General features: G+C 41.7%; 16 protein-coding genes. 14 read left to right on the top strand and 2 right to left on the bottom strand.

Going from position 1 to position 14,434, the window contains the following annotated elements; translation table 11 throughout:
- The first annotated feature begins 46 nt into the window (after positions 1 to 46).
- The 11 genes from HRM2_RS16995 to HRM2_RS27750 all read left to right on the top strand — a co-directional run bounded on the left by HRM2_RS16995 (position 47) and on the right by HRM2_RS27750 (position 8,595).
- Complete coding sequence (locus tag HRM2_RS16995; RefSeq protein WP_015905269.1) at positions 47 to 442, top strand: bacteriohemerythrin; 396 nt, start codon at positions 47 to 49, stop codon at positions 440 to 442.
- Between the two features lie 27 nt (positions 443 to 469).
- Positions 470 to 949, top strand: a complete 480-nt coding sequence (locus tag HRM2_RS17000) for a chemotaxis protein CheD (protein WP_015905270.1) — start codon at positions 470 to 472, stop codon at positions 947 to 949.
- A 17-nt stretch (positions 950 to 966) separates the two neighbouring features.
- Entirely contained in the window at positions 967 to 1,794 is an 828-nt protein-coding gene (locus HRM2_RS17005) for an HDOD domain-containing protein (RefSeq protein ID WP_232364062.1), read from the top strand.
- Positions 1,795 to 1,812: 18 nt separating this feature from the next.
- Complete coding sequence (locus HRM2_RS17010) at positions 1,813 to 2,238, top strand: response regulator (protein WP_015905272.1); 426 nt, start codon at positions 1,813 to 1,815, stop codon at positions 2,236 to 2,238.
- Positions 2,195 to 2,641, top strand: a complete 447-nt coding sequence (locus HRM2_RS17015; protein ID WP_015905273.1) for a chemotaxis protein CheX — start codon at positions 2,195 to 2,197, stop codon at positions 2,639 to 2,641. The genes HRM2_RS17010 and HRM2_RS17015 overlap by 44 nt, the downstream gene beginning before the upstream one ends.
- A gap of 23 nt (positions 2,642 to 2,664) precedes the next feature.
- On the top strand, positions 2,665 to 3,711 hold the full coding sequence (locus HRM2_RS17020) for a protein-glutamate methylesterase/protein-glutamine glutaminase (RefSeq protein ID WP_015905274.1): 1,047 nt from the start codon (positions 2,665 to 2,667) through the stop codon (positions 3,709 to 3,711).
- Positions 3,712 to 3,735: 24 nt separating this feature from the next.
- On the top strand, positions 3,736 to 4,518 hold the full coding sequence (locus HRM2_RS17025) for a CheR family methyltransferase (RefSeq protein ID WP_015905275.1): 783 nt from the start codon (positions 3,736 to 3,738) through the stop codon (positions 4,516 to 4,518).
- Between the two features lie 207 nt (positions 4,519 to 4,725).
- Positions 4,726 to 5,079 carry a chemotaxis protein CheD gene (locus HRM2_RS17030; protein ID WP_232364063.1) on the top strand — a complete coding sequence of 118 codons (354 nt, stop codon included), beginning with the start codon at positions 4,726 to 4,728 and terminating at the stop codon, positions 5,077 to 5,079.
- A gap of 66 nt (positions 5,080 to 5,145) precedes the next feature.
- On the top strand, positions 5,146 to 6,510 hold the full coding sequence (locus HRM2_RS17035) for an ABC transporter substrate-binding protein (protein WP_015905277.1): 1,365 nt from the start codon (positions 5,146 to 5,148) through the stop codon (positions 6,508 to 6,510).
- Between the two features lie 161 nt (positions 6,511 to 6,671).
- Positions 6,672 to 8,126 (top strand): sigma-54-dependent transcriptional regulator, encoded by a 1,455-nt coding sequence (locus HRM2_RS17040; RefSeq protein WP_015905278.1) that lies wholly within the window; start codon positions 6,672 to 6,674, stop codon positions 8,124 to 8,126.
- 169 nt (positions 8,127 to 8,295) lie between these two features.
- Positions 8,296 to 8,595 carry a hypothetical protein gene (locus HRM2_RS27750; protein WP_015905279.1) on the top strand — a complete coding sequence of 100 codons (300 nt, stop codon included), beginning with the start codon at positions 8,296 to 8,298 and terminating at the stop codon, positions 8,593 to 8,595.
- A gap of 358 nt (positions 8,596 to 8,953) precedes the next feature.
- Here the strand turns inward: HRM2_RS27750 and HRM2_RS17055 are convergent, their stop codons facing one another.
- Positions 8,954 to 9,535, bottom strand: coding sequence for a recombinase family protein (locus HRM2_RS17055; RefSeq protein WP_015905281.1), 582 nt, complete (start codon positions 9,533 to 9,535; stop codon positions 8,954 to 8,956).
- 433 nt (positions 9,536 to 9,968) lie between these two features.
- Between HRM2_RS17055 and HRM2_RS17060 the strand changes: the two genes are divergently transcribed.
- On the top strand, positions 9,969 to 11,468 hold the full coding sequence (locus tag HRM2_RS17060; protein WP_015905282.1) for a tetratricopeptide repeat protein: 1,500 nt from the start codon (positions 9,969 to 9,971) through the stop codon (positions 11,466 to 11,468).
- A 132-nt stretch (positions 11,469 to 11,600) separates the two neighbouring features.
- On the opposite strand, the gene HRM2_RS17065 is transcribed toward HRM2_RS17060, so the two are convergent.
- Entirely contained in the window at positions 11,601 to 11,900 is a 300-nt protein-coding gene (locus HRM2_RS17065) for a tetratricopeptide repeat protein (protein ID WP_015905283.1), read from the bottom strand.
- Between the two features lie 718 nt (positions 11,901 to 12,618).
- On the opposite strand from HRM2_RS17065, the gene HRM2_RS26680 reads away from it, so the two are divergent.
- Complete coding sequence (locus HRM2_RS26680) at positions 12,619 to 12,906, top strand: hypothetical protein (protein WP_015905284.1); 288 nt, start codon at positions 12,619 to 12,621, stop codon at positions 12,904 to 12,906.
- A 318-nt stretch (positions 12,907 to 13,224) separates the two neighbouring features.
- The gene (locus HRM2_RS17070) at positions 13,225 to 14,418 is read left to right on the top strand and encodes an MFS transporter (protein ID WP_015905285.1); all 1,194 of its coding nucleotides are present in this window, start codon (positions 13,225 to 13,227) and stop codon (positions 14,416 to 14,418) included.
- The last annotated feature ends 16 nt before the right edge of the window (positions 14,419 to 14,434 follow it).

The following is a 14,434-nucleotide window of genomic DNA, read 5'->3' on the forward strand; positions in this document are numbered from 1 at the left end:
ACCCTCGAAATTGTGAACACACAAGAATAATTTGACAGGAGAGAAAATGACCCTTGTATTTGTATGGAAAGAAAAATATGCGGTGGGAGAGCCGACGCTTGATAAACAGCATCGGTATTTATTTGATCTGGGTAATGAAATACAAACCGCCGATAAAAATCAGGCAAAAACCTATGTGATGAAATTATATAAATATGCCACCGATCATTTTAAAACCGAAGAAACTCATATGAAGCAGATTCAATATCCGGATGTGAAAAACCATAGAAAACTGCATGATCAATTCATTACAGATTTAAACACTCTCTCTGAAAATTTTTCAATCGAATCTTTTGATGAATTTAAAAAATTCCTATACCTCTGGCTGATCAATCATATTCTCAATGAAGACAATAAATATTTTATTTTTGCCAATCGTCATAGGGAAAAAGCAAACCTTTGAGATTGAGAGAATAGAAAGGGATACAACATGAAACAGATCGTTGGCGTTGCAGACATGAAGGTGAGCAATAACCCGGATGAATCGATTATCACGTATTCCCTTGGTTCCTGTATCGGGCTTGTCATTTACGATCCTGCTGTTAGGGTTGGCGGAATCCTGCACTACATGCTCCCCGAGTCTTCCATTGACAAGACAAAGGCAACTGCAAGACCCTATATGTTCGCTGATTCAGGGATACCCCGGTTGTTTAAAACCGCTTATAGTTTGGGGGCAGCGAAACAACGAATGAGGGTTTATGTTGCAGGCGGCGCAGAGATTCTGGATCAAGCAGGTTTTTTCAACATCGGCAAAAGAAATTACATGGCCCTTAAAAAAATGTTTTTTAAGAACAATGTGATGATCAACAAGCAGGATGTCGGCGGAAATACCAATCGAACCGTCAGGCTTGAAATAGGGACAGGAGACATTTATGTAAAAACGTCCGGAGCCAAAGAGGTGAGAATATGATATCTCTTCAAACGATTATGAAACAAATCAAAGATCTGAAACCTATTCCAGCTGTGGCAAATCAACTGTTGGCTGTGGTGGATAACCCGGACAGCTCCATCGAGGATATTGCCAATGTGATCCAATATGATCTTGTAATCACTGCAAGCATTTTAAAAACGTGCAATTCTGCCTATTTTGGTCTTAAAAATCCGGTTGAATCCATTAAAGATGCCGTCAATCTGCTGGGTACAGATCAGGTGATTGAACTTGCAGTCATAAAATCAGGTGTCAAAGCACTTTCAGGCAGTCAGGAGGGCTATGGTTTAACCCAAGGAGAGATGTGGAAGTATTCCGTGTCTTCAGCGGTGGCCGCCAAACAGGTTGCCGTGAAATTATCTTTAAAAAATAAAAACACCCTGTTTACCGCCGCTCTGATCAAAGATATTGGGAAAATTATTTTGGAAAAACATGTATCAAATGCGTCCCAGGAAATTACGCATTTGGTTGAAACTCAAAACGTCAGCTTCCTGGAAGCAGAGAAAGAGATTCTGGGCATCGATCATGCCGAGCTGGGTGCGATGATTGCAAAAACATGGAAGCTAAGCCCCCGGATAGTCAACATCATTCGTCACCATCACCTGGCCGACGAAGGCAAAATTTACGACAAGGAAATTGCAGCGGTTTATCTCGCTGACTGCATCTGCATGATGATGGGAAACGGTGTGGGATCTGATGGCCTTGCATACCGGTTCAAACATCAGGTGATGAAAGTTCTTAATCTGTCTGCAACGGATGTTTTAATCATTATTGCAGAATTTGGCATCAACATGCAGGAAGTTGAACTGCTCTTACATATGACCTAACAGGAAAGGGGAAAAATAATGTCATATTCAATATTGATCGTGGATGATTCTTTACCCATGCGATCAGTTATAAAACGAACGCTGAGGGCCGCAGGTTATGGTACGTCGGAATTGCTTGAAGCGGCCAACGGGCAGGAAGCACTTGAACTGATGAAAAATAGCTGGGTCGATATTGTGATGACAGATTACAATATGCCCGTCATGGATGGACTTGAATTTATTAAAACCATAAAATCAAATGAATTATCAAAAGATATTCCGGTCGTTGTAATTTCAACAGAGGGCAATGCATCTAAAATCAAAGAATTTATGGATTGCGGTGCTGCTGGGTATATCACCAAACCGTTTACTGCTGAAGTGATAAGAGATTTAATTGTCGATATTCTTGGAGAAGTAAGTTATGAAGAAGCGTTTGATGACAGCGATGAAAACTTCGATTTCTGAAATCATGGAAACCATGTTTTTTATGCCGGTGGAATTTGGCCGGGAAGTAACCCTCACACAGTGTAAAATGGATAAAAAAAATAATCTGGCCTGCCGGCTGGCATTTACAGGGGATGCTTCCGGGAGTTTAATTCTTATGGCACCTGAAATTCTGATGGCAGAAATGGCTGGGAATTTCATGGGAGAACCCAGTGAAAACCTTTCAGAAGATCATATTTCAGGAACATTAACAGAGATGCTGAACATGGTCTGCGGCAATGCCTTAAGTAAAACAGATTCTAAAGTTCCGTTTGAACTGGGTATCCCTAGGATGATGGATACATCGGAAATTTCCGAGAACCAAGTATTTACCATTATTGAAACCACCGAATCAAAAATGGCAATTGCCGTAATAATAGACTAAGTTAGAAATCGGAAAGTTTTTGTATGCCCCATGATATCAAAGTTCTGGTTGTAGATGATTCTGCTGTTGTCAGAAAGATTTTTTCTGAACAATTGTCTAAACAAAAAGGTATTATCGTTATCGGTACTGCGCCTGATCCTTATGTTGCCAGGGATAAAATAGTCAAGCTGAAACCCGATGTGATTACCCTTGATATTGAAATGCCCCGCATGGACGGCATCACTTTTTTAAAGAAACTGATGAAACACTACCCCCTTCCGGTCATCATTGTCAGTTCTCTTTCAACCAAAGGCAGCAAAATAGCCCTTGATGCACTTTCTTTAGGTGCCCTTGAAGTCATTTCTAAACCGAGCGCAGCCTATTCTGTGGGGGATATGAGCCTGCAGCTGGCAGAAAAAATCAGAGCGGTTTATGGAGCAAAAAGGATGGCTTCACCCACCCAGAACACTGAAAAAAAACCGTTAATATCCATCGGGTCAATGGCCCTTGCAGCCACAACCAATAAAGTCATCGCCATTGGTGCCTCCACCGGTGGAACGGAAGCGATAAAAAAGGTATTGACCCGATTGCCACACAATACCCCAGGGATTGTGGTGGTCCAGCACATGCCTGCCCAGTTTACCACCTCCTTTGCCCAGAGACTGGATGAACTCTGCCAGATGAGAGTCAAGGAAGCACAAAATGGGGATATGGTTATCAATGGCCAGGTGCTGATCGCACCGGGTAATTACCACATGATTTTTAAACGAAGTGGCGCCAGATATTATGTAGAGATCAAAACCGGTCCCCTTGTCCATTACCAACGACCTGCCGTGGATGTCCTGTTCAAGTCCGTTGCCAGATTTGCCGGGGCCAATGCCCTGGGCATCATTTTGACCGGCATGGGCAAAGATGGTGCTGCCGGAATGCTGGAAATGAAAAAAGCAGGTGCCATTAATATTGCCCAGGATGAACGCTCCAGTGTGGTTTTTGGTATGCCCAAGGAAGCGATAAACATGGGCGCTGTTGACTATATTCAGGATATCAACTGTATTGCCAATAAAGCCATTTCCCTTTTGGAGACAATGTAAATTATAATTGAACGGAAATTTTTTATGGTAACCGAAACCGAACTTAGTCCTGGACAACATAAAAAACTTTCCAGAATTGTTTATGAAGAATCAGGCGTGGTCCTTAATGAAAAAAAATACAGTCTTCTGGTTGCAAGGATAGCCAAAAGAATGCGGATAACTAAAATAACATCTGTTAATGATTATATTAATTTGATATCCAGTGATCCGGGTGAATTCAGTGAATTTATCGATGCAACCACCACCAATCACACTTTTTTTTTCAGGGAAAATAAACACTGTGAATATTTAATCAAAATACTGGATAAAAAAAACACTTTAAAAATCTGGAGTGCAGCATCATCCAGCGGAGAAGAGGCTTTTTCCATAGCAATTCAACTGTTGGCCAATTCATTCTCATTCAGCATCTTTGCGTCTGATGTTTCTGATTCCATGTTGAATCTTGGCCGGCGGGCTGTTTACCCAAAGGCGCGGGTAAAAGATGTTCCCCTCTCCATGCTGCATGCCTATTTTCAAAAGGGCAAAGACAAAAAAAAAGGTTACGTCAAGGTAAAACCGGCGGTTCAGCAATTGGTTACATTTGCAAAGTTCAACCTGCTATCCGATACCCCTGCTGATACATTTGATATCATTTTTTGCAGAAACGTCATGATTTATTTTGATACCCCGACACGTCAAAGGGTTGTGGACAATCTTTGTCAGGCATTAAAACCGGGCGGCTATTTTTTTGTAGGGTTAGCTGAAAGCCTCAACGGACTGGATCATTCCCTGACAACCATTTTACCGAGCGGTTATCAGAAAAAATGAGCCGCCAACGGATAAATCTCCGTTCATCAACGGACCAACGAGGAGTGTATGGGTCAAAATAATCATTCCGGTAAAAAGGCTTTGACCTCCCATTATTTTTTGGAACCCGGATATATTTTCGTGCCGGACCATTCTGTCAGCATATCCACGGTCATAGGTTCGGGCGTTTCAATTTGTATTTTTGACAGGAAGAAAAGGATCGGTGGAATGAACCATTTTATTTTTCCTTATATTGCCACAAAGGGGAAAACCACTCCTTTGTACGGCAATATTGCGACCATTGTCTTGCTGAAAATGATGCTGACCCAGGAATCATCACCCAAATTTCTGGAAGCACAAATATATGGTGGTGCATATCACCCTGAAAAAAACAATATCGAGATCGGCAGGGAAAATATTGAAATTGCCAGAAAAATTCTTATGAGAAACCAGATACCGATCACTTCCCAGGATGTTGGGGGGGAAAAAGGCAGAAAAGTGATTTTCAATACAAAAACCAATGAGGTCGCAATTTTAAAAGTTGACAGACTCCGGGACATGGACTGGTACCCCTACCAATGAGGTGTTATTGGGAGCGGTACTAATTTAACAATCACGATATTTCATAATAAATACAGGGGTGTTGTAATGGTGGTAGATCCAAATATTAAAATTCTTGTTGTAGACGACTCTGGAACAATGCGCGTTATGTTCAAGCAGATTTTAAAACAGGCGGGGTTTGAAAATATTATAATGGCTGTCAATGGTGATGATGGCATCAAAAAAGTAAAAGAAGAGAATCCTGACCTTGTGATAAGCGATTGGAATATGCCTAAAAAAGATGGCCTTGAATTTTTGCAATGGTTAAGAAGCCAGGAAACTTACAAAAAAATTCCTTTTATCATGGCAACAGCCCAGGCAGATAAAGGTCAGCAGATAATCATTATGGAAGCAGGCGGAAATGGTCATGTGCCAAAACCCTTTGATGCGGAACAGATAAAGACAGAAATATTAAAAGCGTTTTCCCCTGAAACAAAAAAAATTGCCAAAACAAGAAATAGAAAGGTGATTAATAACAAGGTTGAGTTAACAGTCTCTCACATACAGATCACAGACCATCTGGTTTTAGGTGCGCTTAAACACAGAATTGAAAATGGGGAAGTAACGCCAAGATATTTTGACCTTAAGACGGATAAGAAGGCGGGATGGAATCCCATCCAGGAGGGGCTGGAGAACGGTCAGATCGACTGCGCATTTGTACTGGCTCCCATTGCCATGGATCTGTTTGCCTATGACACACCCATAAAAATGGTTCTCCTCGCCCATAAAAACGGGAGTACCTTTGTGCGAAGCAGACACTATGATCCGAGGTTTGATTCTTTGCAGAGTTTTTATAAGTATAAGGTTGTCGATATTCCCCATAAAATGTCTGTGCATCATATGCTGGCCCACCAGTTTTTAAAGGAACTCGGTTTAAAACCCGGGGTTCCAGGAAAAGAGGCGATCAATGTAAGATTTGAAGTTGTCCCCCCCATAAAAATGCCGGGAATCATGGAGGCGAATGAAGATGTCGCAGGATTTATGGTGGCAGAACCCATCGCCACCAAAGCCATGGTTTCCAAGATAGGAAATCTTGAATTTATTTCCTCTTCAAGATGGAAAGATCATCCCTGCTGCATTGTTGCCATGCAGAATGATTTTATTGATAAGTTCCCTGATGCTGCTCAGGAATTTGTATCCCTTCTGATGGAGACCGGAAAATATATTGAATATGATAAAATACGGGCTTCAAACATTGGCGTTCGTTTTCTTGATCCCGATGGAACGATTGGTTTGAAACCAGAAGTTCTCCAGAGGGTTTTTTCTCAGCCAATGGCTATAAAGATGGACGATCTTTACCCGGTTGTTGAGGACTTTGATATCATTCAAAAATATATGCATGATGTCATGGGCATTGGCAGGATAATTGACCTTGAGCAGTTTATTTATGCCGGTTTTGCAGGAAAGCCATAACTCCATTGGAATTGAACATGCCAAGAAATTTCTCTATAATCCCCTCATTTAAAGGGATTTTTGATTTTAAAGGCAGCTAAAGAAGGGAAATCGATCTTGACATGGGATCCATTTAAGGTTTTATTAGACTTAGGAATCGATCAAAAATAGAATAGTTTCATATGGATAAAAAGAAAATGCCGAAAGTGCTAATAATAGATGATAACGAGCAGGTCTGTAAATTTCTGATCAAACTTTTTAGCAAAACAGAATACCAAACTTTTTATCAACTAACCTTGAAAGAAGGATTGGAAAATATATTTTCTGACGATATAGATATTGTCTTTTTAGATGTAAATCTTCCGGATGGCAATGGCCTGGAAGCCATAGATATTATAAAACAACACCCTGCTGCACCGGAAATAATTATAATCACTGCGGATGGAAATGTTGACGGCGCTGAGCTTGCCATGCGGTCCAAAGCATGGGATTATATTCCCAAAACAGAGTCCAATAAAAATTTTAAATTCGCATTGGACAGGGCATTGGAATATCGGAAACAAAAACAATTCAACCAGCTGAAAAAGAAGATTAAAAGGGCCAGGATTATTGGCGACAGCCGGCTGATTTCAAAGTGCCTTGATGACGTTTCAAAGGCCGCAAACAGTGATATCCCCGTATTGATAACCGGGAAAACAGGAACCGGTAAAGAGCTTTTCTCAAGGGCAATCCATACCAACAGCAACAGATCCCGTGCAGGGTTTGTCGTTGTAGATTGTGCAGCATTACCAGAACATCTTGTGGAAAGCACACTTTTTGGACATACAAAAGGTGCATTCACAGGAGCTGATTCTGACAAGCCGGGATTAATGAAAATGGCGGACAAAGGAACACTCTTCTTGGATGAAATCGGAGAACTTCCCTTAACTGTTCAGAAAAAATTTCTCAGGGCACTTCAGGGAAAAGAATTCAGACCCGTGGGTGGAAAAAATGAAGTTAAAAGTGATTTCAGGTTGATCTGTGCAACCCATCGTGATTTGTCAAACATGGTGAAAGAAAATAAATTTAGAGAAGATCTTTATTTTAGGATATTTTCGATGAATATTCAATTGCCTCGTTTGAAGGATCGCGAAGATGATGCAGCGAAAATTGCTCAATGCCTGATGACTCAAAAAACAGCGGGGTCTGAGAATTCATGCACAATGTCCCAGGAATTTTTAGAAGAAATTCGCCTGTACGATTGGCCGGGAAATGTCAGGGAGTTGATCACTACAATTAATTTGGCCTGCAGTGATGCCGGTTCCGACAGCACACTTTTCCCCTATCATCTCCCCGATCATATCCGGGCGTTTAATATTAAAAACAAATTCAACACCCCAGATTCTGAAAATACAACAAAAAAAAATTTATTTTTAGACACTAAAAGAACCGGTAAAAATTTAAAATTCAAAGCGTATATTGAACAAATGAAATATGATTATCTGCAGGAATTATTGTCCGCTGCTAAAGGCGATATAAAAAAATCCTGCAGGCGTTCCGGCCTTTCAAGAAGTCAACTCTACCGCCTATTGCAACAGTATAAAATAAAAACGGTTACAGAATCAAACTCCGGGAATCTTCCAAACTCAACGTTGTAGTTTCCTAAGCATTAATCTCTTAAAAATCCCAAGATTGGCTACAAAAAACTTTTTTAGCAATAGAAAAGCCGGAAGGGATTTCCTTCGAGACCATACCAAACCGGGGGCAAACCCAAAATGCAAGGTTTTTAGCTGCACTTTTTTCTGAATTTTGATAAAGTATACATCCATGCTCAATTTTTCAGGATCTATTCTTGGTCTTCCTCCTGTTCTGCCTTTGGCTTTTGCAGCAGCCCGTTCTGTGGCAGCTTGTTTTTTCAAGAGCATCAATCTGAAAATCGAGTTTTTGCACGATTATATTGACTCTGGTATCCCAATTTTATTATTATTCATACTGCCTGAACCTGTCAATGTGATTGGCTTTATGCATTTTGCATTACGGCAACGGATTATGCACGGTTTTTTATCGACTTTGGGTGTAATTGCACATATAAGAAAATCCGTCATAGCAAAACGGATAACCCATTGAAATAAAATGATTTAGAAGTAATTTTATATTCCCAAAAATTCGGGCTAAAATAGCCTCAAAAACGGGAACCTTAATTCTTTCTTAAGGCTTTGAAAAAATTAAATTTTCAAAAATTTCTATGACTTTTTTTTCCTAAATGTGCAATTACACCCCTATTTACCAGACCTGTATGAATACCGAACTCAGGGGCTATTTTATTGACTGTTTGATTCCCTTTTATAGCTGTATATGCGACCCTGCTTTTTAATTGTTTACTGTAGTTTTTCCGTTCCAAAATAAATCCCTTTCTGGTTTCTGGGCTGTTATATTTTATCTTAACATATTGTCCATTTTTCGGGGTCCACTATAAAGGGATCGTTCAAATTAAGCAACGACTCCCATATGCAGTCTCCTTTAAAACGTTGTAGATGGTCCCACGACTAACTCCGTATTCCTTGGATAATGTGGTGGGGTTCATCCCGGCTTTATTCTTTACCTGAATTTCTTGCTTTTGATCGCCTGTGAGGGATGATCTTCTCCCCAGGTGCTTGCCATTGGCCTTGGCTACTGCAATGCCTGCAAGCTGGCGTTCCTTTCTGAGATTGGTTTCAAATTCTGCGAATACTCCGAGCATTTGAAGAAAAGCCTTGCCGGTGGCTGTGCTGGTGTCGATCTTCTGATCCAGGATTTCAAGGGAAGCCCCCCTGCTTTCCAGGTGATCAACTATTTTGCATAGATCCCCGGTGTTCCTTGCCAAGCGGTCCAGCTTCCAAACCACAAGTTTATCGCCCTGGTTGATCATATCCGAAAGTAGGTTCAGGACTTCACGGCCCCTGGTCGTTGTACCTGACTTCTTTTCCTGGCGATGGACTGCATCAGGGTAAGCAACCTTTAAAGCTTCCACCTGCATCTTTGTATTCTGGTCTAAAGTGCTGACTCTGGAATAAGTAAAAATCGTCATGACATCCTTCCCGGTAAAAATTCCTGTTTAACTGTCAACAAACTTTTAAACCTTTTTAGAAACAGTGTCAATAATTAAAAAAGCAACCTTTTTAACGGGGTTTTATGGACTGTCAATAAGGTATACCTTTTTAACAGATGCTTAAATGTAATTGCGTTTTTTTTAGGAATTGCCGGAGATTTTCTTTCCCAAGGATCTATGTCAAATCCTTTCCACCAAGGGATCCGCCCTCACAAAATGCCACTTTCTAAGAGCTTCCCACTAAAAAACTGTTTTAATATTTAAACGTTAAAACAACCATCTTCACCGCCGGTACAATTATCAATACCCTTTACACTCCCTGTTTTTCTTGTGCTTAAATGGCTAAATATGTATTCATTTTAATGTATCTTTGTATAAGCCCTATCCTTAAACCCATCTCGGTGAGGTTTGTATGGTAAAGAAGAAAAAAGACAATTCAGTAAAAGTTGCTAAAATCGGGGCTATAGGTGCAATTACAGCCGCTGTTCTTGCAGCTGTAATTGGCGGTATATTTATGTTGGGGAGAAATAATAATATCCCTTTACCACCTAATCAGACCACAGTAACTGTCTCGGGATCCGGTCATACGACAGTTACCGGGGATGGTAATGTTATCCATCAAGGGATACCTCAAAAAGCCTTGGACCGTCTTCTGAAAACACTCGACGAAAAAGACGTTGCCCTTGAAAACCGGGATAAAATTATTGACGACTGGAAAAGACAGTACCGGGAATTGGAGGAAAGATTAGAAACTCGTTCCAGTGACGACCGACTTATCGCACAAGCGAAAGGGAAGTTAAAGGCAGGAAATCTGGACGGTGCGGAAAAACTCCTGGAACAATCCTTTAAAAACAACCTTAAAAAAATTGAGGAGGACAGAAAGAAAGTTGCTGAAAGTGCTTATAAACTAGGTTCTGTCAAGGAACTCAAATTGGAATACAAGGAAGCACAGCATTATTTTAAACAAGCGGTTAAATTTGACCCGAAGAATAGTCTATACTTAAACGGTTTGGGATCCATTTTATACACATTGGCTCAACATGAGAAGGCGATCGAGTATTACGAAAAAGCCCTATCATCGGACCTGGAAACCTACGGGCCGGAGCATCCGAAGGTGGCCATACGCTGGAACAATCTGGCCTTGGCATGGAAATCCAAGGGGCAGTATGACCAGGCCATAGCGTATTATGAAAAGTCCCTGGCATCGAATCTGGAAACCTATGGTCCTGATCATCCCCAAGTGGCAATAAGCTGGAATAATCTGGGCTCGGCATGGAAATCCCTGGGCAAGTATGAAAAGGCGATCGAGTATTATGAAAAGGCCCTGGCATCAGACCTGAAAACATACGGGCCGGAGCATCCAAATGTGGCCGTTTACTGGAACAATCTGGGCTCGGCATGGAAATCCCTGGGCAAGTATGAGAAGGCGATCGAGTATTTTGAGAAGGCCCTGGCATCGGGCCTGAAAACATACGGGCCGGAGCATCCAGATGTGGCCGTACGCTGGAGCAATCTGGGCGCGGCATGGCAATCCCTGGGCAAGAATGAGAAGGCAATCGAATATTTTGAGAAGGCCCTGGCATCGGATTTGAAGACATACGGGCCGGAGCATCCGGATGTGGCCACCGTCTGGAACAATCTGGGCTTGGCATGGCAATCCCTGGGCAAGTATGAGAAGGCGATCGAGTATTTCGAGAAGGCCCTATCATCAAGCCTGAAAACATACGGGCCGGAGCATCCGAAGGTGGCCATACGCTGGAACAATCTGGGCGTGGCATGGAGCTCCCTTGGCAAAGATGAGAAGGCGATCAAGTATTTCGAAAAATCATTAACCGTTTTTGAAAAGAGCTTGGCAAAGGATCACCCTGATACAATCTCAGTAAGGAAAAACCTCCAATCAATTAAAAACTAAAAAAAATCTCATCTCAAAAAGTGAAAAATAAAATCCATATTCACCACAGATACCGGATGTTATGGAAACTTTCAGGCCTGTCACCATGCCACATTCAACTTATTGTATACGGTTTCAGTCTTTTTTAGCCTCCTATTCGGCAATTTTTTTCCGCGTCCAAACAGCATAAGGTGATTTTATTTCCTCAAGAATTTTCATGGCCTGAATGTAATAATTCATGGCCTTACCATACTGCCCGAGGGAAGAGTACGCATTCCCCAGACTGCCTAAACATCTCCCTTCCCCCTGCCGGTTTTCAGAGCTTTTATAATGACGTAAAGCAACTTCATAGTCTTGTAGAGCAAGCGTGAAGTCACTGGTAACCAAATAACTGTTCCCCCGGGCCAAATGAAATGAGGATATATTCAACGAGCTAAAGTATTCGGTAGACATGCTTTCAATTTTATAATAAATGGAGTTATGAATAGCCTGAAGGGAATAATTCTACAACAAAAAATTCGGACGTAATAAATCTGGTCCGGTCGTTCTTCGCCTCATAATTGTGACATCATTTTCTTAAGCGTTAAGGAAGTGGTGCCATATTAAATGTACTCAATACTAATTATCCTATTTTTAAAGTTGTTGAATCTCATTATCGTTAAGGATACCCAATATAGTTTCAAGTATTTTAGGAGAAGGTATGATAGGGACAAAATTCATTTCTGCCCATCTCGGCGTCCCTTATCTTTTCCAAGTCCCCTATTTCCCAAAATTTTGTTTTTTGAATTGGTTGACATCTATAAAGAATCTCATTGTAATATGACCCGTGATAATATCTGTTAAGAAGATAAAAACAAATAAGAACCGGCTTGTAAACGTTGACCAGGGTCCGGACACATATAAAAATGTAGTGTTTTAAAAAAATTGTTTTAAACTTGCAAATATTTGTGCAATAAAGTTATTTTTTGGGGAAGAAATAAATATGATATTAGAACAAAAAAATGTGAGTTTTATCTCTCCTGCTGATTTTTTTATACGACTTGGATCAGCATTGAAACTGCCGACAGTTCATTCAACATTCAGGGCAATTGATTCTGTTTTACGGGAAAAAATTTTGCTTACAGTTTCAATAACAAACAACTGTTCCGGATGAATTGACGCACATACTGCCGTGGGCAGGAAAAAAGGAATAAGCAAAGGGGAGATTGCAAACATCTATACCCTTAACCAAAAAGATTTTGATTATACTGAATGGCTTATTTTGAAATATGCAAGGGAGTGGACTTTAGTTAAGGGGAAAAATCCATCTGGAGATATTGTCTCTGAATATGAAACAGTTGTCTCGTCAGAATTACGAAGATATATTGATAAGCTTCTCAGGATGATGATATTTGCAAATTATTTCGGCAATAAATTTCTGCGCAGGAAAAAAGGACATGATGCGTGCAGCTTGAATTAATCTTTTAGTCTTTAACTAAAATTGTCCATTCAAACATATGAACCGCAGGCATCATTTCTGGACATTCTATCGGAATATTTTTTATAATATAAAAACATGAACAAACCAGCAATTCCGACTCAAACTTAATTATCCTAATTCTTAACCTTTGTCGTGACCTGAATTATCATCGTTAAAAAACGACCCAGCAATTCTGGAAAAAGCATCGAATATAGGTAAAGCACCGGCCGGAGCGGTAAAAGTCCGTAGAAACGAAGATTCATCACAATGTCACAAGTGCTATGGGCACAACAGGAAGAAACATAAATTGAGTCTGAAATGAAAAACGACATCTATCCCACCGATGACCAGCAAAAGCCGTTCCGGCGCCATTTGGGCGCCATCGTCTTTTTGGCGGCTATTTTTTTCTTGAATTTTATTGCCAGGGTGATTCCGGCACCATTACTGCCTTCCATTGAAAAGGATATGCAGATCAGCCACAGTGTTGCTGGTTCTTTTTTCCTCTTTATTTCAGCTGGATACTTTATTTCCCTGGCCGGTTCCGGGTTTGTCAGTTCCCGTTTGACCCACCGGAAAACCATTATTCTATCTTGCGAAGCCGTGGGCCTGGCCCTGCTTTGTATCAGTGTCAGCCAGAATCTGTGGACGATTCGTCCGGCCTTGACGCTTCTGGGGCTTGCCGCCGGCCTTTACCTGCCGTCGGGTATTGCCTCAATTACCCATATCATCGATTCAAAGCATTGGGGAAAGGCCCTTGCAATTCATGAACTGGCACCCAATTCCGGTTTTATGCTGGCCCCCATACTGGCCGAGATTATATCCATATGGTTTTCCTGGCGCGGTGTCCTGGCGGTTCTGGGAGTAAGTTCCCTCTGCCTGGGTATTGCCTATGCACACTGGGGCCGCGGCGGGCGATTTGCGGGCCAGTCCCCGGATCTGCATTCCATGAGACGGCTTGGGGCGGAGCCGGGTTTCTGGATCATGATGCTTTTATTCAGTCTGGCCATCGGCAGCACCATGGGCATTTATACCATGCTGCCCCTTTATCTGGTTGTCGAAAGGGGCATTGACCAGGGCTGGGCAAACACCCTCGTCGGGCTTTCCCGAATCTCCAGTTTGGGCATGGCCTTTTTAAGCGGGTTTGTATCGGATCGATTCGGCACCAGGATGACCATGATATGGGTGTTTTTTTTAACCGGGGTGACGACCCTGGCACTGGGAATGGCAACGGGGGACTGGGTGATCATGTTTGTCTTTCTGCAGCCCATGGTGGCGGTGTGTTTTTTTCCGCCCGGTTTTGCGGCCCTGTCTGCCATTGGACCGCCTGAAACCCGAAACGTTGCCGTTTCCATGACAATCCCCCTTGCCTTTTTCATCGGCGGCGGTATTTTCCCTGCGTTAATCGGGTTTTTAGGTGATATGGGAAAATTTCCCCTGGGCATGGAGCTGACAGGCGGGCTGATCCTTTGTGGAACAGGGGTGGCCTATTTTCTCAAACTGCCGGCCAGGTGATTCTTTCCATCCGTTG

It is taken from the genome of Desulforapulum autotrophicum HRM2 (assembly GCF_000020365.1).
Classification (GTDB): domain Bacteria; phylum Desulfobacterota; class Desulfobacteria; order Desulfobacterales; family Desulfobacteraceae; genus Desulforapulum; species Desulforapulum autotrophicum.

What these genes read in the sequence shown, in the direction of transcription:
- HRM2_RS17015 (WP_015905273.1), top strand. Translation starts at nt 2,195, where the DNA reads ATGAAGAAGCGTTTGATGACAGCGATGAAAACTTCGATTTCTGAAATC.
- HRM2_RS16995 (WP_015905269.1), top strand. Translation starts at nt 47, where the DNA reads ATGACCCTTGTATTTGTATGGAAAGAAAAATATGCGGTGGGAGAGCCG.
- HRM2_RS17055 (WP_015905281.1), bottom strand. Translation starts at nt 9,535, where the DNA reads ATGACGATTTTTACTTATTCCAGAGTCAGCACTTTAGACCAGAATACA.
- HRM2_RS17000 (WP_015905270.1), top strand. Translation starts at nt 470, where the DNA reads ATGAAACAGATCGTTGGCGTTGCAGACATGAAGGTGAGCAATAACCCG.
- HRM2_RS17040 (WP_015905278.1), top strand. Translation starts at nt 6,672, where the DNA reads ATGGATAAAAAGAAAATGCCGAAAGTGCTAATAATAGATGATAACGAG.
- HRM2_RS17060 (WP_015905282.1), top strand. Translation starts at nt 9,969, where the DNA reads ATGGTAAAGAAGAAAAAAGACAATTCAGTAAAAGTTGCTAAAATCGGG.
- HRM2_RS17035 (WP_015905277.1), top strand. Translation starts at nt 5,146, where the DNA reads ATGGTGGTAGATCCAAATATTAAAATTCTTGTTGTAGACGACTCTGGA.
- HRM2_RS17010 (WP_015905272.1), top strand. Translation starts at nt 1,813, where the DNA reads ATGTCATATTCAATATTGATCGTGGATGATTCTTTACCCATGCGATCA.
- HRM2_RS17065 (WP_015905283.1), bottom strand. Translation starts at nt 11,900, where the DNA reads ATGTCTACCGAATACTTTAGCTCGTTGAATATATCCTCATTTCATTTG.
- HRM2_RS17005 (WP_232364062.1), top strand. Translation starts at nt 967, where the DNA reads ATGAAACAAATCAAAGATCTGAAACCTATTCCAGCTGTGGCAAATCAA.
- HRM2_RS17030 (WP_232364063.1), top strand. Translation starts at nt 4,726, where the DNA reads ATGAACCATTTTATTTTTCCTTATATTGCCACAAAGGGGAAAACCACT.
- HRM2_RS17070 (WP_015905285.1), top strand. Translation starts at nt 13,225, where the DNA reads ATGAAAAACGACATCTATCCCACCGATGACCAGCAAAAGCCGTTCCGG.
- HRM2_RS17025 (WP_015905275.1), top strand. Translation starts at nt 3,736, where the DNA reads ATGGTAACCGAAACCGAACTTAGTCCTGGACAACATAAAAAACTTTCC.
- HRM2_RS27750 (WP_015905279.1), top strand. Translation starts at nt 8,296, where the DNA reads ATGCTCAATTTTTCAGGATCTATTCTTGGTCTTCCTCCTGTTCTGCCT.
- HRM2_RS17020 (WP_015905274.1), top strand. Translation starts at nt 2,665, where the DNA reads ATGCCCCATGATATCAAAGTTCTGGTTGTAGATGATTCTGCTGTTGTC.